The organism is Aldersonia kunmingensis (assembly GCF_001646865.1).
Taxonomy (GTDB): Bacteria; Actinomycetota; Actinomycetes; order Mycobacteriales; family Mycobacteriaceae; genus Aldersonia; species Aldersonia kunmingensis.
Window position 1 is genome coordinate 52,471 of sequence record NZ_LRRB01000140.1, and the last position, 16,250, is coordinate 68,720.

The following is a 16,250-nucleotide window of genomic DNA, read 5'->3' on the forward strand; positions in this document are numbered from 1 at the left end:
AAAATTCCGAATCATTCATGTTTCGCAGAGCTATTATGGCGGACCTGATTGAACGGCACCCCCTTGTCCGCAGCATGTTCGCGCGGCAGACCGAGCACTCGTTCGGCAATGACATTGCGGGCCATCTCATTGCTGCCGCCACCGAGCGCCACCGTCTGCCGGGACAGGTACCGCTGCCCCACTCCCAGCAGTTGCTCGTCGCCCTCGACAACACCGAACGGACCCGCGATCTCCATCGCGGTGTCGACCTCGAGGAAGACCACATCGGAGTGGAAGAGCCGGATGATCGACCCCGCGGCCGGCGGCAACGAGCCGTCCCGCATGGCCGCGGAAACGTGCTCGACCATCCGATCGCGCACCATGCGGCGCGCCAGCACCCGGCCGACCTTTTCCTGCACGAGCGGGTCGTCCGCGGCACCGACGGACCTCGCGAGCGCGATCAGATCCGAAGTCGATTCCTCTGACCGCTCGCGGCCCCGGCCGCTGGCGAACTCCGAGCCCTGCCCGACCGCGCGGCGCTCGTGGAAGAGCAGCCGCGATGCGACCTCCCAACCGCCATTGACCTCACCGACCACCGCGTCATCGCCGAGCCGGAGTCCGTCGAAGAACTCGGTGCAAAAGTCGTTCGAGCCGTCGACCTGTTCGATCCGGCGCAACTCCACGCCCGGTGAGTTGATCGGCACCAGGAACATCGTCAGCCCCTCGTGCTTCGGCACCGTGGGATCGGTTCGCACCAAGAGCAATCCGTAGTCCGCCGCGAACGCACTGGTGCTCCAGGTCTTTGCACCGTTGATCACCCAGGCGTCGCCGTCACGTTCCGCACGGGTGATCAGGCCCGCCAGATCCGATCCGCCGCTCGGCTCGGACAGCAACTGGACAAGCACTTCCTCGCCCCGCAGCACGGCCGAAATGCGTTCGCGTTTCTGGTCTTCGGATCCGGTGTCGAGCAGTGTCGCCGCACAAATGGTGAACGTCGGCACATTCAGAATCAGCGGCATCTCGTACTGGGCCACTTCGATGTCGAAGGCACGCTGATACGCCACGTCCAGCCCGAGTCCACCGTATTCGCGTGGGAAGCAGATGCCCGCAAAGCCGCCCGAGTACAGCAACTGCTGAAGTTCACGGGCCCGCTTCCACGCGGCTTCGTCGCCACGTCCTGCCACGGGCGGATTCTCCGGGTCCAGGCGCGGCATGTTCTCGGCGAGCCACTCGCGTGCCCGAGCCGCGAACTCCTGCACCGATTCCGTTGCGGCGTGGGCAGTTGTCTCGATCATGCGGCCGGAGTCCCCTCTGCTGCGTTGCGCGCAATAATTCGGTGATGCCCGGCCGTCGAGCCGAACATGTTGCGATACAAGGTGATCCGTCGAAGGTAGAGATGCAGGTCGTGTTCCCACGTGACCCCGATGCCACCGTGCAACTGAATGCACTCCTGGACCAACTGTCCGGCATGCTCACCGAGGTAGGACTTCGCGGCGCTCACCCAGATCAGCGCGGACGGGTTGCCGGCAACGACCTCATCAACGGCGCCTGCCGTGATCCCGCGGCAGGCGTGCAGCCACATGGTCATGTCGGCGAGCCGGTGCTTGAGCGCCTGATACGAGGCCAGCGGCCGACCGAAGGTGTACCGCTGTTCGGTCCACTCGATGGTCAACTTCAGCACGGTGTCGATTGCGCCGACGATCTCGGCGCACTGCAGCAGGTTCGCGATATCGGATTGGCGCTGAATCAGGGCCGGCGTTTGCGCCGCGGTGCCAACCACCGCTGAGGCAGCAACCACAACGGAATCGAATTCGACTCGTGCGTAATGCTTTACCAGGTCCAGGCTCGGCTGTGGGCGCGCAGTCACCCCGGCAGAGTCAGCCGGGATGAGGAACTGCCGCACGCCGTCGTCGGTGCGCGCAGTCACCAGCAGGAGATCGGCCTCCGAGCCTGCTTCGACCCGATCCTTCACGCCGTCGAGGCGATAGCCGTCCGGCGTCTGCGTCGCAACCAGCGTCGGTTCGAGCGGACCGAATTGCCGGCCTGGCTCCTCCACCGCCCAGCTCGCGACCTTGCTGCCCTGCACCAGGTCGGCGATCGCGTCCGCGTGGTCGTCGCGGTTTTCGGCGTCGACCAATCCCGCGAGCACGACGCTCACCGGATGCAGCGGACCGGGAGCAACCGTGGTCCCCATCAGCTCCGCGATCGTGGCGAGATCATGCAGGCCGCTGCCCGACACGCTGCCGCCATCGAGCTCCTCCGGCACAAGCAGTCCGGCCCAGCCGAGCCCAGCGGCCTGTTCCCACCACGCCGCGTCGTAGGACCGGCCATCCGCGTGGAGCGCACGCTGATGACTCACGGTCGCGTTCTTGTCGAGGAATGTCCGTGCCGTCCGCAGGAACAGCTCGGTTTCCGGTGCAGTGTTGTTCACTCGTCCTCCACGCCGAAGGTGTTGACCGCCATCGCGAGCAGGGCGTATCCGCCGATCGTGAAGACGAGGTCCATTCGTTGTTTGTCGTCGAAATACTTGCCGAGTTCGTCCCAGACCTCGGCGGAGATGGTGCTCTGTGTGTCGAGGTCGTCAACGGCAGCGACGACGATCCGGTCGCAGTCGTCTGCGGGTTTCCCGTCGCGAATACCGTCGATATCGGCATCGGTCAGTCCGACTCGCTTTGCGAGCGGAATGTGATGCGTCCACAGGTATTCGCAGCCCCGACGGTGGACTACCCGCATCAGCGCCACTTCGCGGATGCGCGGCGACAGCGCCGACTCCCGCAACAGGTAGGTGTTGAACGGTAGGTACGCATGCGTCAGGTCCGTGTGGCGTACCAGCGTGGACAAGACGTTGCCGGCATCGGCCGGGTTGGCACGCTCGACGGGGAGCAGTGACGTCAGCGACGAACGGACCTCATCGGTCCATTCGTCGGACGGCAACGGCGCCAACCGCAGCGGATGTCGGGATGTCATCGAAAGGTCAGGCCGTCGCCTCGTGGATCAGGCTCAGGTACCGCATTACTGCCGGCGGTTCGGTCCGGACGCCGACAGGCTTGGACATCGTGCCGCTGGCGAAGAACGCCTTCAGGGTCGCCTTTGCCGTCTCCACGTCCGCGTCGATCTCGTACAGCGTGATGAAGTTGTCGCCGTCCTGCCACCGCCGGGCAGATACGAAGCCATCCAGCTCGAGCATCTCGGGAACGTGGACCTCGTTGTGCCAGCGGTTGTAGTCGTCGACGGTGTCTGCCGAGGCGGGCCCGCTCTCGACGAACAGAATTGACTTAGCCATGTGTGTACTCCTGATCGATGAAAGAACTTGTGAGAGAGGAACTACTGGATCGGCTCGTCGCCGAGCACCGTGGTGCGCAGCATCTCTCGCGGCGAGGTCTCGTCGTACGGTGCGGCGCGGTGCAGCACCCCGCGGTTGTCCCAGATGACGGTGTCGCCCACCGACCAGTTGTGGCTGTAGACCTGCTCGGCGGTGGTGGCGCGCTTCAGCAGGTCGTCCAGCAGGGCCTGGCCCTCGTCGCGGTCCATGCCGACCACGTAGTGGGCCGAGGCGCCCAGGACCAACGACTTGCGGCCGGAGCGGTGGCTCCAGATCAGCGGATGCTCGTGGGTGGGGCGGGCTCGCCACTGCGCCAACTGTTCCGGCGTCGGATCGGGGTTGACCCGGCTCTGCGACGCTTCGAGCGAATGCACGACGCGAAGCGAGGCGAACCGCTCCTTCTCGTCATCGGTGAGTCCGTCGTAGGCGGCATACGAACTGGCGAACTCGGTCTCACCACCGGAGGTAGCGACCTGGACGGCCGAGAGGACGGTCGCCATCTGCGGGTACGAGTTGTCCGTCGGGGTGCATCCGTCGATGTGCCAGTCGAAGGTGGCCTTGAGGTAGGCCGCGGAGGAATTCTTCGACTTGTCCAACGTGACGGGGTAGATACCTGCGACCGGGTGGTGGCCGTCGGCCGAATGGTCGATCGCGCCGAGTCGACGGCAGAACTCGACCTGATCCGCCGGATCGAAGTTCACAGCGGGGAAGACCAGAACGCCGTTGTCCTCCAAGGCATTCAAAATGGCTTCCGCTATCGCATCGTCACTGACCATGCGGGAGGGATCGATGCCGACAACCTCGGCACCGACCGTGTCGGTGAGTTTGTTGATGGTCAGCAGACTCATGGCTGTCCTTTCTGGTGTGAAGACAAGAGGTTCCGAGAGACCGCGCGATCTAGGGCATCGGCGCGTCGGTGCGGATCATGACGGCGTCCGCGCCATCCACCGGGATGGGTTGATGCATGATCTCGACGGCCATCGCGACCAGGACGAGCGAATAGATCAGGTGCAGCAGGTTGAGTGCATCCTCGGGAAGGTCGTCGAGGTCGAACTTGTCGCAATACTCGATCGCCTCTTCCAGCCGCGGAAAGAAGGCGTCGTAGAACTCCCGCAACTGCGGCTGCGTGCTGGAAATGCGGGTGTTCCAGCGCTCGGTTTCCGTGGCCAGGCACCAGGTCGGCGCGAACCCCTCGAGATCGGCAAAGGCGCTGGGCAGCATCGTGTCCGGCATTACGGGGCCACCCCCTCGCCGCGCTCGAGCTTGTAGTCGTCGACCCAGTCGACCGCAACCTTGTGCAGGTGGCGCACCAGAATTTCCTGATCGTTGAGCGGATAGTCATCCACGATGTCGTATTCAAGGGCCGCCTGCGTACCGCCGAGCATGCCGGCGTCCTGCAGCGCGAACTCCTTCAGCACGACGGCAGCGACCTCGTGCTCGATGCGCTCGTGCACGGTGCGGGCCGGGTGGAAGAAGGTGTAGGCCTCGAAGCGGTGGGTGTTGTGCGACGTCGGCCAGTACCGGTACAGCAGGTACCAACCGTGATAGATCAGGATCTCGAGATTCGGGAAGATCTGGAAGTTGCTGATCCCCCAGTTCTCGACGCCGCCCGGATTCACACCCTCCGGTATGGGTCCGAGATCGGGCGAGCGCCACGGGCCTACGAGGCCACTCTCGGTAGCCCGCTCGATCGGGTACATGAACTCGGGATCGAGCAGCCATCGACGCGTGCCCGCGGTCGACACCAGTCGGTGGGGCCCATCGAGTTGGAAATGCGCGCAGGTGAATCCGGCATTCGGCTTGCGGACCGCCGACGGCACCTGCTGACTGTGCAGCGACGGGACGTGGTAGTACTCCTGGAAGGCGTCGGCGAAGATCTTCCAGTTGCTGTTGTTGTGCGCGATCCACTCGTAGCGTTCGGTCAGCTTGTCGAACGGGTACTCATCCAAACCCGTGACCATGGGTCCGAGGAACTCGCGCAGCGTCTGCTTCGGCGATTCGTCGAAGTTGACGAACACGAAGCCGTTCCAGATATCGCAGTGCACCTCGATCAAGCCGTGCGCTGCGAGGTCGAGGTTGAAGTACTCCGACTCGCTCGGGACGTGGATCAGGGTGCCGTCCAGTGCGTAACGCCAGCCGCAGCGCGCGCACAGCAGGTCGTCGCGGGCTTCTCTGGCTTCGACGGCGTCGGTCGAGACGAGCTTGTGGCCGCGCTGCCGGCACGTGTTGTGGAAGGCCCGGATCTGGTTGTCCTGCCCGCGCACCAGGATGAGCGAAGCATCGACGACCTCGATCTCCTTCGTCGCGACGCTGCCGACGTTCGGCACTTCCTCGACACGCGCGAGGTTCAACCAGGCGCGCTTGAAGATCGCTTCACGCTCGTCTTCGTAGAACTCGGGGGAAATCGAGTCGCGGAAGGAGATCGGGCCGGTACCCAACTCGGGGTAGTGCTCGGTCCATGACCCCGCCGCCGGCTTAGCTGGTGCCGTCATGCCAACCTCCTGATGGTCGTCGAATTACATTGGCCTGCTTGCCCGGTCACAGCACCGAACCGCCATTCACGCCCAGCACCTGCCCGGTGATGAAGCTCGCCTCGTCGGAGCACAGGAACCCAACTGCCGCAGCAATATCCGCTCCGGTGCCGAGTCGGCCCATCGGAATGGCCTTGGCAATATCCTCATTGGGCGGCAGGTAGCCGGCGGCCTGTCCGGCATGCTGCATCGGCGTCTCGATACCGGACGGCGGAATGTTGTTCACCGTGATTCCGGCCGTGGCGTACTCACGCGCCAGCGATTTGGTCAACGTGATGACGCCGCCCTTCGAGGCCGCGTAGTGCGCCGCGAAAGGCGATCCGCGCTGCGCGCTGGACGACGAGATCATCACGATCCGTCCCCAGTTCGCGGCGATCATGTCGGGCAGGGCGACCTGGCAGCAATGAAAGGTGCCGGTCAGGTTGACATCGATTACGCGCGACCAGGATTCGATCGAGATCTCGGTGAAGGCTGAGTACCCGAACAATCCCGCGCTCGTCACCAGAATCTGCACGGGGCCGAGTTCGCTGCGCACCTTCGCGAAGGCGCTCTCGACTGCGGTGCGGTCGGTAACGTCGGCGCGCACCGCGAGTGCGGTTACCCCGTCGGCCCGCAGATCGTCGGTAACCCGTTGTGCTGCTTGCTCATCGAGGTCCAGAACGGCGACCTTGTAGCCCCGCCGACCCAGTTCATGACAGGTGGCTTCGCCCATTCCGGACGCTCCGCCCGTGACTACCGCGACTCGTGTCGTCATTTCCGCTCCATCGCTATTGGCTGTGCTCACTCGTAAACCACCCGGACCGTTCGAGTGGTGGGCAAGGCTTGGCAGGTGACGACATAGCCCTCCGCGATCTCGTCGTCGTCGAGTACGTCGTTGTTGAGCAATTGCGCGGCTCCCTCGGTCACCTGGGCGATGCACGTTCCGCAGGTGCCGGTCTCGCACGAGGACGGCGGACGCATATCAGCCGACCTGGCCATCTGCATCAGCGTGTATCCGGCGCGGTACGGCAGCGTGACCTTCTGCCGGTCCAGCTCGATCGTCACCTCCTCGGTGACAACCGCGGCTGCCTCCTCCGCGGTGAGCTCCGGCACGGCCGACGCGAAACGTTCGACGTGTACCCGTGCGGCCGGAACACCAGCGTTCAGCAGCGCCGCCTCGACGGTCTCCATGAACGGTGCGGGACCGCAGATGTAGAACTCGCACTCTCCGGCGCCGGCGAGGAAGGATTCGATGCCCTCCGGGGTGGCGACCCCGTGCGTCTCGTCGAGATGGTGCCGAAGCTCGAATCGGTTGGCGTGCCGATCGCTCAGGTTGCCGAGCGCGTCCGCGAAGATCACCGAACTCTCGGCCCGGTTCGCGTAGAACAGGCGCGCGCTGCGGGTCGTGTGCCCGAGCACCGAGCGCAGCAGCGAGTACACGGGGGTGATTCCGCTGCCGCCGGCGAATGCGACGAACTCGCGATCGGATTCATCGAGCACGAAGCGGCCCTGCGGCGGCGCTGCATGCAGGCGATCCCCAGGCGCGACAGCGTCGTTGATCCAGTTCGATACAACCCCGTCGCGGTCGCGCTTGATGGTGACCCGAAGGTTCTCACCGGTCGCGGGCGTGGACGACATCGAGTAGCAGCGCCGGTGTTCAGCGCCATCGATACACACCGACAGCGTGAGGTACTGCCCGGCGTTGTACCGGAACTGCTGCCGACTCTCCGGCGGAATCTCGAACACGACGGACACGGCTTCCGGGGTCTCCCGGACCACGTCCGTCACCAGCAGTGGGACGAAACCGTCCGGCACTGTGGCTGTTGCGGCGCTGGGCGCACCGGCCGCGACGGCGGGCGAGGAAGGCGAGGTCTCAGGCATCTCCTGAAGATTATCAACTACTTGCCATTGATATCAAGTAGTTGACATAGAGTTCACAACAAGTGCTGCGCATACAGGTCGTCCCGGGACGCAACCCACGCGTCCCGGGACGAAAGCCCTGATCAATACGGAATCTGCCTATAACTCGACGTGGTCGCTGATGACCTCGTGCCCGGTCCCCTTTTCCACCACACGACTGAGGAGATCGCGCAGCGTTTCATGCTCTTCGGGGGTCAGCACGCCGAAAACCTGCTCGTGTGCGGCGATGGCATCGCTGACGACGGCCTGGGCGACCTCTTTACCCTCATCAGTCAGGAAAGCCTGCAGGATGCGCCCGTGCTGCGGATCCTGGCGTCGCTCGACCAGACCGCGCTTTTCCAGCGCGGTCAGCGCGAGCTGAACCCCCTGCGGCGTGATCAGCAGGCGCCGGGCGAGTTCCGCCCCGGACAGGCCTGGCTCGTTGGTGAGCTGGCGCAGCAAACCGATCTGGGCAGTGCTGACACCGTGCTGCTTCACGGCCTCGTTGACGGTGGTGAGCGAGAAGTAGAAGGCCTGCTTCAACAGCCACAGTGTGTTCTCGGTCAGTTCCAACCGTTTCTCCTGCCCGCTTTGACCACGGGATTCGCTGCTCGCCACATCTCGACGCTATCGCAAATAAAGCCGCCCGCGGTGATCCACGGGCGGCTCTATCAAGCGGCGGGAGACTTGTGAATCCGGCCGTTCTTCATGACGAAGTGCACGTCGAGTGTTGTGCTGATGTCCGCCGACGGATCACCGGGTACGGCAATGATGTCAGCCAGGTACCCGGGTGCGAGGCGCCCAAGTTCGTGGTCCACATCGACCAGTTCGGCCGCCACCACGGTGGCCGATCGAAGCGCCTGCAGCGGCGTCATGCCGCGTTCCACGAGCGCGACGAGTTCCTTCGCGTTCTGCCCGTGCGGCACGGCCGGCGCATCGGTTCCGCATGCGATGCGGACACCCGCTGCAATCGCCTTGGGCAGCATGGCTTTTGCCCGAGGAAAGACTTCTTCAGCCTTCGCCCGCAGCTCCGGCGCGATCCGGTCGATGGCCATCGCATCCGTCAGGTAGGTCGTCGAGACCAGGAACGTGCCATGGTCGACCATCATCTGGATCGTCTCGTCGGTTGCCAGGAAGCCGTGCTCGATGCAGTCGATACCGGCGCGAATACACGCCTGAATCGCCTTGTCGCCGACCGCATGTGCGGCCACCTTCACTCCGGCCCGATGCGCCTCGTCGGCGATCGCCTCGAACTCGGCATCGGAGTACTGCTGGGCGCCCGGCGACGTGCTGTGCGACATGACGCCACCCGAAGCGGAGACCTTGATCAGCTTGGCGCCGTGGCGGACCTGATAGCGGACGCAGGCGATCACGTCCGGTACGCCGTTCGCGATTCCCTCGGCAACCGACAGCGGCATGACGCCGGGCGCCAGACGCTGGAACACGGTCGGATCCAGGTGCCCGCCGTACGGCGTCACGGCGTGACCGGCCGGATGGATGCGGGGACCGTCGTGCCAGCCCTGATCGATGGCGCGCATCAGTGCGACATCCAGCAGGTAGCCACCGGTCTTCACCATGAGCCCGAGGTTGCGCACCGTGGTGAAACCGGCATCGAGCGTGGTCTTTGCGTTGACCGCGCCGCGCAGCGTCCGGTAGGCCGGATCATCCTGCACACCGTGCATCGGGCTGGGCAGGCCTTCCGGCCCGCCCGGTCCGCCGATGAGCAGGTTGAGCTCCATGTCCATCAGGCCGGGGAGCAACGTGGAGTCGCCGAGGTCGATGACCGTGGCGCCTTCGGGCAGCGGGCCGTCGGGATCAATCGCGACGATCTGTGTTCCTTCTACGACGATGGTCGCCGGCGAATGCACTTTGCCCGCAACAACATCGACCCACCGCGCTGCGCGGAGGACTGTCGGGCCGGTCACGGAATGGGCTCGATCACGCAGTCCAGGGTCGAAGCGCCGGCATCGGGAACGCGGGGTTGTTTCCAGCACTCGGCCGAAAACGACACAGTGATCATCGAATACAGCAGGTGCATCAGGTTCAGCACGTCCTCTGGCAAGTCGTCGAGCGGGAACTTGTCACAGTAGGAGATCGCTTCTTCCGCACGCGGCGTGATGGCGTCGTAGAAGGCCTGGATGTCGCGCATCTTGCCGTTCGTGCGCTTGGCGTAACGCTCTGCCTCGGTGGGCAGGCACCACTCCGCGTACGCCTCGAGATCGGCGAATTCAGCTGGTAGCAAAGACATCTCAGCTCACGCTCCCTGCGCCGAACGCTCGTAGTCGGCAATCCACTTCTTGGTTTCATCGTGCAGGTGACGGATGAGAATCTCCTGGTCACAGAGCAGGAACTCGTCGACCGCGCGCGATTCGAGCATCGACTGCGTCGCCTCGAGCGTGTTGGCATCCTGCAGGCCGAATTCCTTGAACGACGCCGCGGCGAGTTCCTGGGCGATGCGCTCGCGCGGACTGCGCGGCGCCGGGAAGTAGACGTTCCCCTCGAAGATGTGCGTGTTATGCGAGGTCGGCCAGTAGTGGTATGTGAGGTACCAGCCCTGGCTCCAGCACAGGATGGTGAAGTTGGGGAACAGCTGGAACGAATCCAGGCCCCACGGATCGCATTTCGCGGGATTCAGTCCGATGGGCATTTCGCCGAGATCCTGCTTGTCCCAAGGACCGAACAGTCCGCTCTGGCAGATGTCCTCGATCGGCTTGCGCATCTCGGCAGCCATCTCCCACGCACGCACACCGGACGTGCTCACGAGCCGATGCGGACCCTCGAGCTGGTAATGCGGAGCCTCGAATCCCGCCTGCGCGGCCGCCTTCGAATATGCCGCCGGCGACTGGTTCGCATGCAAAACGGGTGCGTGATAGAACTCCTGGAACGCATCCATGTAGAGCTTCCAGTTGGCCTTCACCTCGGAGCGGTAGTAGAACCGCGACGTCATCTTCTCGAACGGATAACCCTCGAGATTGGTGATCATCGGGCCGAGAAATTCGCGCAGCGGCTGCTCCGGCTCGCCCTTCGCCAGGTTCACGAAGATGAAGCCGGCCCACACCTCGCAGTGCACCGACACCAGGCCGTACTTGCTCTTGTCGAGGTCGAAGAACTCACCTTCCTGCTGCACGAAGTTGAGGTTGCCGTCGAGGTCGTAGCGCCAGGCGTGGTACTTGCAGGTGAACTGGCGGCACGTGCCGCTGGTTTCCTCCTGCGGCATGTCGTTCCACACCAGCTTGTTTCCGCGGTGCCGGCAGATGTTGTGGTACGCCTTGACCTCGCCGTCCCCGGTTTTCGTCAGGATGAGCGATGTGTTGGCAGCCGCGAGCTCCTTGGTGAAGTAACTTCCCTTTTTCGGAAGTTGTTCTACGCGACCGACATTGAGCCAGGCGCGCTTGAAGATCGCTTTGCGCTCGAGCTCCCAGATCTCGGGACTAATGGAATCTTCATAGGAAACCGGTGCGGTTCCCAGCTCCGGATAGTGTTCCGTCCAACTGCCTTCCGGCGGTTTGGGGAAGCGAGCCATCGATACTCCTCGATTCGATCCAGCCACGGGTAGCGCGAAGAGCCTCGGTTCGCTCGCGCCGTCACGGCTGCTTTGGGCGCGAGTTCCGCAGCTCGTGACTTCAAACGCTAGCGCCTTGCGACGGCAATGACAAGTAGTTGATACTCAAGGTCTGCACACGATCGAGCCGACGGAGGAAGACGAATGATTCGCGACTGTGGCACGGACGGTGACAAGGCATCGCACCGCGATGGTGACCGCGAAGTTCTTACCGTGACCTCGCCACATTCCGAGCAGACCATCGCGCGGGTCGCGGTCGCCGGCGCGGACGACGTCGACCGGGCGGTGGCCGCCGCGCGCGCTGCCGTCGACACCGGACCATGGTCCCGGACGACGCCTGCCGAAAGGATTGAGGTCATCCGGCGGCTCGCCGAGGTCTACGGCACCCGGCGCGGCGAAATGGCGGAACTCATCTCCGCGGAGATCGGCGCGCCGATCTCCTTTGCACAACGCGCCCAGGTGGGCCTGCCGACCATGATGATGGGCGCGTTCTGCGACGTGGCATCGAACTTCGCCTGGACCGAAACCCGTTCCGGCTTCTTCGGCTCGGATGTGCACATCCAGAAGGACCCGGTCGGTGTCGTTGCCGCGATCGTGCCGTGGAACATGCCGCAGTTTCTGATCGTGACGAAACTCGTCCCCGCGCTGCTCGCGGGCTGCTCCGTCGTCCTGAAGCCGGCGCCGGAGTCTCCGCTCAATGCCCTGCTGCTCGCCGAGATGCTCGAAGAGATCGGGTTGCCGCCGGGCGTTGTGAGCGTCGTGCCCGGGGGTGTGGCCACCGGCGCGCATCTCGTCGGGCATCCCGGCGTCGACAAGGTGTCCTTCACCGGTTCCAGCGCGGCCGGCCGGGCCGTCGCCGCAGCGGCCGCCGCGAACCTCACGAAGGTCAGCCTCGAACTCGGCGGCAAGTCCGCCGCGATCGTGCTCGACGATGCCGATCCCCTGCAGGTCGCCGCCGCGGTGCGCTCGGCGAGCCTGTCCAACAGCGGGCAGATCTGCAATGCGCTCACCCGCGTCGTTGTCCCGTCCCACCTGCACGACGCCGTCGTCGATGCGCTCGCCGACGAGATGACCTCGCTCGTCGTCGGCGACCCCGCCGATCCGGCAACCCAGATCGGCCCGCTGGTGTCCCAGCGCCAGCAGCGCCGGGTACTCGACTACATCGGCATCGGCTCCGACGCCGGGGCGAAGTTGGTCGTCGGCGGAACCGAACTCCCGGACGGACTCGACAGCGGCTGGTACGTGCGGCCCACTCTGTTCGCCAACGGCGACAACGCAATGCGCATCGCGCGCGAGGAGATCTTCGGTCCCGTGCTGACCGTCATCCCTTACCGCGACGAGGAGGACGCAGTGGCCATCGCCAACGATTCCGACTACGGCCTCGCCGGATCGGTATTCACCGCGGACCCGGAACGCGGCACGGCCATCGCGAGTCGAATCCGCACCGGAACCGTCGGAGTGAACCAGGGCTACCCCATGGACCCCTTCGCCCCCTTCGGTGGCGTCAAGGACAGCGGCTACGGACGCGAGCTCGGCCGCGAAGGGATCGAGGGGTACCTGGATACGAAGTCGATCGCAGTGGCGGCGCAAAAGTAGGGCCGACGACGGTCGGACAGCCTGTCCCTAAGATGCCAACTGCGCGCCGGTTCGACTCGGCGCGTCGCAGTTCAGGGATCGTTCGACAGGAGACCAGATGTCCGACTTCTCAGGCAAAGTCGCGTTGGTGACGGGTGCGTCGCGCGGGCTCGGCGCCGCCGTCGCAGAGATTTTCGCCCAGCGCGGCGCGTCGGTGTTCGGAGTGGCGCGTGACGAGGAGCGGTTGACCTCGACCTTCGACGCGATCCCCGGCGGCAAGTTCGCCGCGGCCGATATCGCCACTCCGGACGCCTGCCGCGATGTCGTGCAGCGGTGCGTCGACGAATTCGGTCGGCTCGACGTGCTCGTCAACGTCGCGGGAGCACACAAGATGCGCCATACCGCCGAGGTGACCGACGAGGAATGGGCCGGTGACCTCGCGGTCAATCTCAATGCGCCGTTCTTCCTGTCCCGCGCTGCCCTTCCGCACCTGCTCGAGGCGGGAGGCAACATTGTGAACGTCGCATCGATCGCCGGTACGGAGGGCCAGGCGTATTCGGCGGGCTACTGCGCGGCCAAGCACGGCCTCATCGGCCTGACGCGGGCGCTGGCAGTCGAATACACCGCGGACAAGCTCCGGGTGAACGTCGTGTGCCCGGGCGGGATGCTGACCGACCAGGTCACGAACTTCTCGGTGCCCGACAACCCGAACTTCGACCTCATCATGCGAGCCGCATCGCTGCGAGGCCTGATGGAGCCGAGCGACGTCGCACGGGTGATCGCGTTCCTGGCCAGCGACGACGCGAGCGCGATCAATGGCGCGGTCTACATGGCCGACAACGGAAAGACCGCGGGATAGGTCGGACGAACAGGCTGCCGTCCCGCACTGTTCGCGGGACGGATCCCTCCGCCGCACGCTTCCTGACTCGCCGCACATGCTCCCGCACCCCAAACCTTGTGCGCGCCATCAGCATGTGTGCGGCTGGGCGGGCCCTCCGGGCCGAGCGCCACACAGACGAAAGAAGGCCCCCGATCCGGGAGCCTTCTTCTTGTGGTGGAGCTGAGGGGAATCGAACCCCTGACCTCTTCGATGCGAACGAAGCGCGCTACCAACTGCGCCACAGCCCCGTGCGGTTGCTTTCGCGACCGCGCTCGCAAACTCTAGCAGGCGATCGCCCGGACTTCCGAATCGCGTCCCTACCAGGAACTATGCCTGGGACGGGCCCGGCGCTACTGGCCGGAGGCGGTGCGCATTTCGTCGTCGGATTCGCCTTCGGCGATGAGGGTGTGCGGATGATCGAGGTGCTCGAATGCGGGGTCCTCGTCGTCGACCTCGATGATCACCGCGCCCGGGCGACGCAAGCGGGACGGTACGAGCCGCAGTTCCTCGTCGGTCGTCGATTCGACCCCGAGCCGGGAACGCGCCAACCGGGCCATGCGGCGGCGGCGGATCTCCTCCTCCATCCGCACCTGGTTGCGCAGATACGTCAGGTACATGGCCAGGATCGCAACGGACGCACCACAGGCCCACCAGGCCAGCGACGAGGCAATGACGCCGATCGCGGCGGACATGATCGCGATGAGCAACAGACCGAGTACGGCCCGCTGGCGGAACTGGTAGCGCTCAGCGCGGGCGATGGCGTCCGCCTCGGGATCGAAGCCGCCACGGCCACGGCGTACTGGGATACCGCCGTGCGGCCGATGCTCCTCCGGGCCGTCCGATCCGCGCTCGCGCACCGGCTCGTTGTCGCGCGGGCCCCAATCATCTTCCAGCTCAGCCACTTCCGACGACGGAACCCGGCGAACTGGTTCCTCGGCAGGCTTGTCATCGGCTGTGGCGGCGGGTTCCTCGCCGCGCTCTGCCTCGTCGTCCGGCACGGCGTCTTTCGACACCATGTCGTCCGAGACGGCGTCATCGGGCCGATCGTCGTTACGGATGTCTTCGTCGTCGAGGTCGATGCTGTCAGCGTGGGTTTCCATCGGGTCCTCCCAGTCGGTCCCTCGGGAATGGGTACGCCGGTCCTCCGTGGCACGCCGCCAGTTCGGATCGCTCTCGTGTCCGGTCGCCGGCCCGCGTGCCGGCTTGCGCTTGGTTCCGCCGCGGTGCAGTACTCGCGTGGACAGTGCCGCGTCGGTGGGCCGCCGGATCCGCGGATGCTTGCCCGCCATCATCGGGAAGAGGATGAAAACCCACATGCCGACGAGGCCGATCCACAAGAACGAGTTCGGCATGTGGCGGGCCCCTCCCGTCTGGACAGCGGCACGAAGACACGACTGACCTGCAAAGGCTAATGCGGCGCGGCGTCCGACTTGGTCAGGCGCGCCGCACCACGCCAACAACTCGAGTCACATTGGTAACACGATGTGTTAGACCCAACTCGCCTTTCCGCTGCGAATCAGGCGATCGGTGACGGTGCCCGCGACCTCATCCACGGTCATGCCGACCAGCAGGTGGTCTCGCCATGCACCGTCGACATCGAGATACCGCTGCAGCAGCCCTTCCTCGCGGAAGCCGACATTGCGCAGCACCGCCTGGCTGGCCATGTTTTCCGGCCGCACGGTCGCCTCGACGCGGTGCAGACCCACTGGGCCGAAGCAGTGGTCCAGGCCGAGCGCGAGAGCCGCCGTGGCCACCCCGCGGCCGCCGACGTCCTTGGCTACCCAGTATCCGATCCAGGCCGAGCGCAGCGCGCCGTGCACGATGCTGCCGACGGTGAGCTGGCCGCAGAATGCGCCGTCCAGCTCGATCGCGAGCGGGATCATCCGGCCCTTACGCGCCTCACCCCGAAGCGTCGACCACAATCCGGGCCAGCTGGAGACGTGATGGCGTGCCTCCCACGGCCCGACAGCGGTTGGCTCCCAGGGCCGCAGATGATCCTCATCGCGGATCCTGATGCGCGACCACGCACTGGCGTCACGCAGCTTGATCGGGCGCAGCTTGACGTTGCCCGCGGCGACTCGGAGCGGGCCGAGATGTGCGGGCCAGCCGGGATGTCCCGACATGCGCAACGGAGTGGTTCCCACGGATCGACTACTACCCCATCAACGCTGCGCGAGAAAGACGACATCCACTTCGTCGCCCGTGCGCACCTCGACAACATCGGGATCGACGATGGCCAGGCAGTTCGCCTCGGCCAGCGTCGCAAGCAGGTGCGACGACGCGCCGGGCGCGCCCCCGAGTGCCTGGACCAGGTACTCGCCGGTGACTTCGTCACGCATGAGTTGCGCTCGGAGATAGCCCTTTCGACCGCGGATCGAGGAGATCGGCGAGACCGTCCTAGCCCGCACGATCCTGCGCATCGGCTGCCGTCGACCGAGCGCGATCCGGATCAGCGGACGGACCATCACCTCGAAGACGACCAGCGCGCCAACCGGGTTGCTCGGCAGCAGGAAGGTCGGCACC

Annotated in this window: 17 protein-coding genes, 1 tRNA gene and 1 pseudogene; 2 read left to right on the plus strand and 17 right to left on the minus strand. The window is 65.2% G+C overall.

Annotation, left to right across the window (positions count from 1 at the left end; genetic code table 11):
• Positions 1-11: 11 nt before the first annotated feature.
• From A8G08_RS11130 to A8G08_RS11190, 13 genes are all read right to left on the minus strand, one after another.
• Entirely contained in the window at positions 12-1,274 is a 1,263-nt protein-coding gene (locus A8G08_RS11130) for an acyl-CoA dehydrogenase family protein (protein ID WP_068273703.1), read from the minus strand.
• Entirely contained in the window at positions 1,271-2,410 is a 1,140-nt protein-coding gene (locus tag A8G08_RS11135; RefSeq protein ID WP_068273705.1) for an acyl-CoA dehydrogenase family protein, read from the minus strand. Before A8G08_RS11135 ends, A8G08_RS11130 begins: the two co-directional genes overlap by 4 nt.
• Positions 2,407-2,946 (minus strand): carboxymuconolactone decarboxylase family protein, encoded by a 540-nt coding sequence (locus A8G08_RS11140; RefSeq protein ID WP_068273707.1) that lies wholly within the window; start codon positions 2,944-2,946, stop codon positions 2,407-2,409. The genes A8G08_RS11135 and A8G08_RS11140 overlap by 4 nt, the downstream gene beginning before the upstream one ends.
• A 7-nt stretch (positions 2,947-2,953) precedes the next feature.
• Complete coding sequence (locus tag A8G08_RS11145; RefSeq protein ID WP_068273709.1) at positions 2,954-3,262, minus strand: DUF4286 family protein; 309 nt, start codon at positions 3,260-3,262, stop codon at positions 2,954-2,956.
• A gap of 41 nt (positions 3,263-3,303) precedes the next feature.
• Positions 3,304-4,149 (minus strand): TauD/TfdA dioxygenase family protein, encoded by an 846-nt coding sequence (locus A8G08_RS11150; RefSeq protein ID WP_068273711.1) that lies wholly within the window; start codon positions 4,147-4,149, stop codon positions 3,304-3,306.
• Between the two features lie 49 nt (positions 4,150-4,198).
• Entirely contained in the window at positions 4,199-4,534 is a 336-nt protein-coding gene (locus A8G08_RS11155; protein ID WP_245672778.1) for a hypothetical protein, read from the minus strand.
• Complete coding sequence (locus tag A8G08_RS11160) at positions 4,534-5,793, minus strand: aromatic ring-hydroxylating oxygenase subunit alpha (RefSeq protein ID WP_068273713.1); 1,260 nt, start codon at positions 5,791-5,793, stop codon at positions 4,534-4,536. Before A8G08_RS11160 ends, A8G08_RS11155 begins: the two co-directional genes overlap by 1 nt.
• Positions 5,794-5,839: 46 nt before the next feature.
• The gene (locus A8G08_RS11165; RefSeq protein WP_068273756.1) at positions 5,840-6,586 is read right to left on the minus strand and encodes an SDR family NAD(P)-dependent oxidoreductase; all 747 of its coding nucleotides are present in this window, start codon (positions 6,584-6,586) and stop codon (positions 5,840-5,842) included.
• Between the two features lie 26 nt (positions 6,587-6,612).
• The gene (locus A8G08_RS11170) at positions 6,613-7,692 is read right to left on the minus strand and encodes a ferredoxin--NADP reductase (RefSeq protein WP_084436106.1); all 1,080 of its coding nucleotides are present in this window, start codon (positions 7,690-7,692) and stop codon (positions 6,613-6,615) included.
• Positions 7,693-7,830: 138 nt separating this feature from the next.
• The gene (locus tag A8G08_RS11175; protein ID WP_068273715.1) at positions 7,831-8,283 is read right to left on the minus strand and encodes a MarR family winged helix-turn-helix transcriptional regulator; all 453 of its coding nucleotides are present in this window, start codon (positions 8,281-8,283) and stop codon (positions 7,831-7,833) included.
• Positions 8,284-8,381: 98 nt separating this feature from the next.
• Complete coding sequence (locus A8G08_RS11180; RefSeq protein ID WP_068273717.1) at positions 8,382-9,635, minus strand: metal-dependent hydrolase family protein; 1,254 nt, start codon at positions 9,633-9,635, stop codon at positions 8,382-8,384.
• Complete coding sequence (locus tag A8G08_RS11185; protein ID WP_068273719.1) at positions 9,632-9,958, minus strand: hypothetical protein; 327 nt, start codon at positions 9,956-9,958, stop codon at positions 9,632-9,634. The genes A8G08_RS11180 and A8G08_RS11185 overlap by 4 nt, the downstream gene beginning before the upstream one ends.
• A 6-nt stretch (positions 9,959-9,964) precedes the next feature.
• Complete coding sequence (locus A8G08_RS11190) at positions 9,965-11,233, minus strand: aromatic ring-hydroxylating oxygenase subunit alpha (protein ID WP_068273721.1); 1,269 nt, start codon at positions 11,231-11,233, stop codon at positions 9,965-9,967.
• Positions 11,234-11,416: 183 nt separating this feature from the next.
• On the opposite strand from A8G08_RS11190, the gene A8G08_RS11195 reads away from it, so the two are divergent.
• A complete protein-coding gene (locus A8G08_RS11195) occupies positions 11,417-12,868 on the plus strand; it encodes an aldehyde dehydrogenase (protein ID WP_068273723.1) in 1,452 nt (483 codons plus the stop codon).
• A 97-nt stretch (positions 12,869-12,965) separates the two neighbouring features.
• On the plus strand, positions 12,966-13,706 hold the full coding sequence (locus A8G08_RS11200) for an SDR family NAD(P)-dependent oxidoreductase (protein ID WP_068273725.1): 741 nt from the start codon (positions 12,966-12,968) through the stop codon (positions 13,704-13,706).
• A 193-nt stretch (positions 13,707-13,899) separates the two neighbouring features.
• Here A8G08_RS11200 and A8G08_RS11205 read toward each other — a convergent pair.
• From A8G08_RS11205 to A8G08_RS11220, 4 genes and pseudogenes are all read right to left on the minus strand, one after another.
• Positions 13,900-13,975: transfer RNA gene (locus A8G08_RS11205), tRNA-Ala, on the minus strand.
• A gap of 102 nt (positions 13,976-14,077) precedes the next feature.
• On the minus strand, positions 14,078-15,079 hold the full coding sequence (sepX, locus tag A8G08_RS27725; RefSeq protein ID WP_068273727.1) for a divisome protein SepX/GlpR: 1,002 nt from the start codon (positions 15,077-15,079) through the stop codon (positions 14,078-14,080).
• A gap of 135 nt (positions 15,080-15,214) precedes the next feature.
• Positions 15,215-15,850 carry a GNAT family N-acetyltransferase gene (locus A8G08_RS11215; RefSeq protein WP_068273729.1) on the minus strand — a complete coding sequence of 212 codons (636 nt, stop codon included), beginning with the start codon at positions 15,848-15,850 and terminating at the stop codon, positions 15,215-15,217.
• 39 nt (positions 15,851-15,889) lie between these two features.
• Positions 15,890-16,250: pseudogene (locus A8G08_RS11220) on the minus strand (molybdotransferase-like divisome protein Glp); the annotation flags it as partial.